Origin of the sequence: Flavobacterium sp. CF136 (assembly GCF_000282055.1) — a bacterium.
Lineage (GTDB): Bacteria > Bacteroidota > Bacteroidia > Flavobacteriales > Flavobacteriaceae > Flavobacterium.
Window position 1 is genome coordinate 1 of sequence record NZ_AKJZ01000093.1, and the last position, 3,749, is coordinate 3,749.

A 3,749-nucleotide genomic window follows, 5' to 3' on the forward strand; every position below is an offset into this window, starting at 1 on the left:
AATACAAAACCAATTTCAAATTAAACCTAAAATCGCCATAAAACGACTGTTAGCTGTAGTAATTATTGCTTTATTGCCATTGCTGCTCTATAAAACTCATATCCATTTTCAGCTCGGTTTGGTAAGTATTTAGCACGATATTCAGTTGCGCCCATATCTTCAAGAAGCAATATGCCAAATTGCTTTAAATAATTTGACAGTTCTTCTGGCCGAAACCCAAAAGTCCATTTTTCTTCAAGTTTGTCAAGGTTCTCCAAAAGTTTTTCCCCTCCTAAAAATGAACATGGATTTTCAAGAATTTTTTTGTGAACATAAGTAAAAATAACATAACTGTTTGTTGTAAATTTTGCAATAAAACTAAAAGTATTTTTTATGGCATCTTCTGTGAGATAATTTGTGACACCTTCCCAAATAACTGTAGTAGGTTTTGTAAAATCAAAATTATGTTGTGCAGCCAATTCTTCAAGGCTTTGTTTATTAAAGTCAATTTGATAAAACTCAATATTTTTTGAAAGGTTGCCAATACGGCTTTTATAAGTTTCGGTTTTAAAATTGGATGTGTTAGGATGGTCAATTTCTATTACTGGTATTGACTCTAAAAAATCAAGACGTAACGCTCTTGTGTCAAAACCTGCTCCTAGAATTATTACTTGCGTTACCCCATTTGCGACTGTTGATTGTAGTAAATCGTCAATATATTTTGTCCGGGCTATTCCTGAGGACAATGCTCCCGGGATTTTCTTTTGAATTGTATTACAAATATATTTTCTGATAATTGAATACTTAGACATTCGGGCTGCAAATCTCAATTTGGCTTCAAGAAAGTGTATGGCATAATGATCAGAAAATAATTTATCGTTTGCATCACGTTCTGTTTCCAATGCTCTGAATAAAGCCATATACTGAGCTGTTCGGCTTGTTTTGTCTGTTTTCATCTCTTTTAATATAAGTGTTGTTTACTATTACCACTAACATTCCCATAAGAGGTTTGATACTAAATTAAGCCTATTCTTCGGATTTGCCAAATCATCCCAAATACAAAACCAATTTTCCATTAAGCCAATTACCCAAATCGGTTGTAGCTGTTATGCGTTCGGCTTTTTATTTATTCAAATTTCCAATAGTAAAAGCTATAAACATTATTCCGCTGACTAAAGCAATGAAATAAGCAAACTTTTTTATGTCGTCAAAATTTCTATTTTCTTTTAGGATTATTTTTTGGAACTTTTCAGAAACAATTGCTAAAATTGAACTTACAAATATTAATCCGATTGCTAAATTCATTCCAATTCCAATTGGTGAACCTTCAGTTTCGCCTTTTAGAAAAAATGGAATAATATCAGAAAGGAAAAGTAAGTTCCAAGCAATAATAAAAAAAATGGCAACTGATTTTTTTAACGGAAATCCACCTTGGTTTTGTTTTTTTATAATTTCCAAATCGTTTGAACCTATTTCGCTATTTAAGTTTTGCAAAAATCCAGTTTTTTTAATTTCGCTAATTACAGAATTTGGGTCTTTAAATGTCCAAAATATAACTTTCGGATTATAATTTTCTATTCTGTGATTAATTTTTATTCCTTGTCCAATTAACGGAATAAGAGTATAAGTTTCAATTGAAATTATGTCTTTTGGTTGAAATATTAAATTACCAACAATCGAGGCATTTATTTTTAATATTTCTTTGTCAACATACAAATCAGCAAAAGGATAACTTGCATTCGCCATTCCAATTCTTGCTCCACCAGTTAAAGTAAATTTTTCGCTCATATTTTATGTGTTATTCTTTTGAATTTTGCTGTACTTGTAATTATAGTTTTTTTTTCTTGGCTCTAATAAGTTGACACATAATGTTCTGTCGTTTGGCGAGGTTGGAGAAATAGGAGCAGAGTATTTTCTGCTTTACGAATATATATGATTTAAAACGATAATTCCAATAAAAAACCAACCTTGTCAAGCGGCGGTTACTCGCTGGTTATTTTTTGAAATAAAAATTAAATCGCAAATTTTTAGGTTTTTGATTTTCAGATTCTAATTTTCACACTTCTGCTTTGTAAATTTTATCAGAAACAAATGCTTATTTTCTAATTGTTTTTATCTGCGTAATTTTTGTATAACTAGCTGTTATGCACAGTTTGTTTATTTAGTTTCTTATGTGTTTTTAAGCTTTTAAACATATTTAACAAAAATACAATGATTGATATGCAATTAAAAATCATAAGAAATCCATTATTGTTGTTGTCTAATAAAGCTGCTGAAACAGAAATGATTATCGCATGCCCAATCGAAATTGTCAAATTTGTTTCTTTTTTGCTCAAAGCGAAAATACCATAGACAAATAAAAAACTATAAAAGGAAAATAAGAAAATTAAAAGACTGAATTCAGTAATATCAAAAGCCCATCCAACAGTTTTGTTTATGCAGTAATGTTTGTAGTTTTTTGTAAATAGGTTAATTAAAATAAAAATCAGAAATAGAATTATAACCATTCGTTTCTGGAAAAAATATCGAATTAATTTCATTTAAAATTGTTTAGGTTATTGTTCAATTTCTGTATAACGAACCAGTACTGTTCTGGCGCTTGGTGAGGCTGGGGTATAAAGATGCGGGATTTTTCGGTTAAACACAAATTTTCCAAACACAAAACCATCTTTAAATTCAACCTAAAACCCCAATCTTGCCAAACGCCTGTTATAAGCAGTTTTTATTTTGACCTTCTCCATTCGTTCAAAGTCATCAGATTTTTATTTTTAGGATTGAAAAACTTTATTTCAAAAGTATTTTGATAAACGTAATAATTATATTCATTATTTTTAGTTGTTACTCTAACCCAATAATAATCTTTATCATTTATCTGAGGGTAATCTAAAATGGCAGTACCAGTCCATCCTTTGCTTTCAGGCAGGTTTTGTACCAAATCAAAAATTTTTGTTCTGTTTTCATTGTCGGAATCACAAATCTCAAAATTTGGATTTCCTGTTGGAAAATAAATTTCATCAAGAAATTTAGGATTATTTTTTTGAAGGTCTTCAAGTCTATTTATAGCCAATTCATAATAAGCATAATGTTTTATGCTTTTATCTTGTTTGATTGAATTGTATATTTTAATTGCCCCTGACTTTTCACCAATACATTCATAATAATTTCCACGACAATAATCAGAAATATAATTTCCAATATTATCTACAAAGGATTTTGCTTTGTCGTATTCTCCTAACTTAACATAATTTGCCGCATAAGCAGCAGCAATATCTCCTGATTTGTAATCATCAGTTTCTAATTCTGCTATTGATTCCCTGTATTTACCAAGTTGGTAAAGCATTTCAGCTTTAAAGTGGTGTAGGCTTCTGGCAACATTAGATTTTATTTGAGATTTATATTTATCCTTTTCCTGTTTATTAACAAGTAACAAACTATCCGCACTCAGAATTGCTTTTTCAGGTTTTTTTTCTGAAAAAGAATATAGTTTCACCAGCTGCTTATTGAATTTTCCTAATTCTTTGCCAACTTTATCCATTTCTTCATGTAATTTCATATGTGATTTTTCTTCTTGCACTCTAGAAGAATTTGTGTCTTTACAAGATAGGATTATCAATGAAATTAAAATTAAAAAGAAGTTTTTCATAAATTTAGATGTACTGAAAATTGCTTATAACGTTCTGGTACTACAGCGGGTTTGGGACTAAATTAAGCCCATTCTTCGGATTTGCCAAATCGTCTAAATACAAACCAATTTTTGCATTAAGCCAAAT

The 3,749-nt window shown here is 29.8% G+C and carries 3 protein-coding genes; all 3 read right to left on the reverse strand.

Annotation, left to right across the window (positions count from 1 at the left end):
• Nucleotides 1–62 precede the first annotated feature (62 nt).
• A complete protein-coding gene (locus PMI10_RS19550) occupies nucleotides 63–935 on the reverse strand; it encodes a class I SAM-dependent methyltransferase (RefSeq protein WP_007810984.1) in 873 nt (290 codons plus the stop codon).
• A gap of 166 nt (nucleotides 936–1,101) precedes the next feature.
• The gene (locus PMI10_RS19555; RefSeq protein WP_007810985.1) at nucleotides 1,102–1,767 is read right to left on the reverse strand and encodes a hypothetical protein; all 666 of its coding nucleotides are present in this window, start codon (nucleotides 1,765–1,767) and stop codon (nucleotides 1,102–1,104) included.
• A 934-nt stretch (nucleotides 1,768–2,701) separates the two neighbouring features.
• Entirely contained in the window at nucleotides 2,702–3,532 is an 831-nt protein-coding gene (locus PMI10_RS19565) for a hypothetical protein (RefSeq protein ID WP_157489911.1), read from the reverse strand.
• Nucleotides 3,533–3,749: the final 217 nt, after the last annotated feature.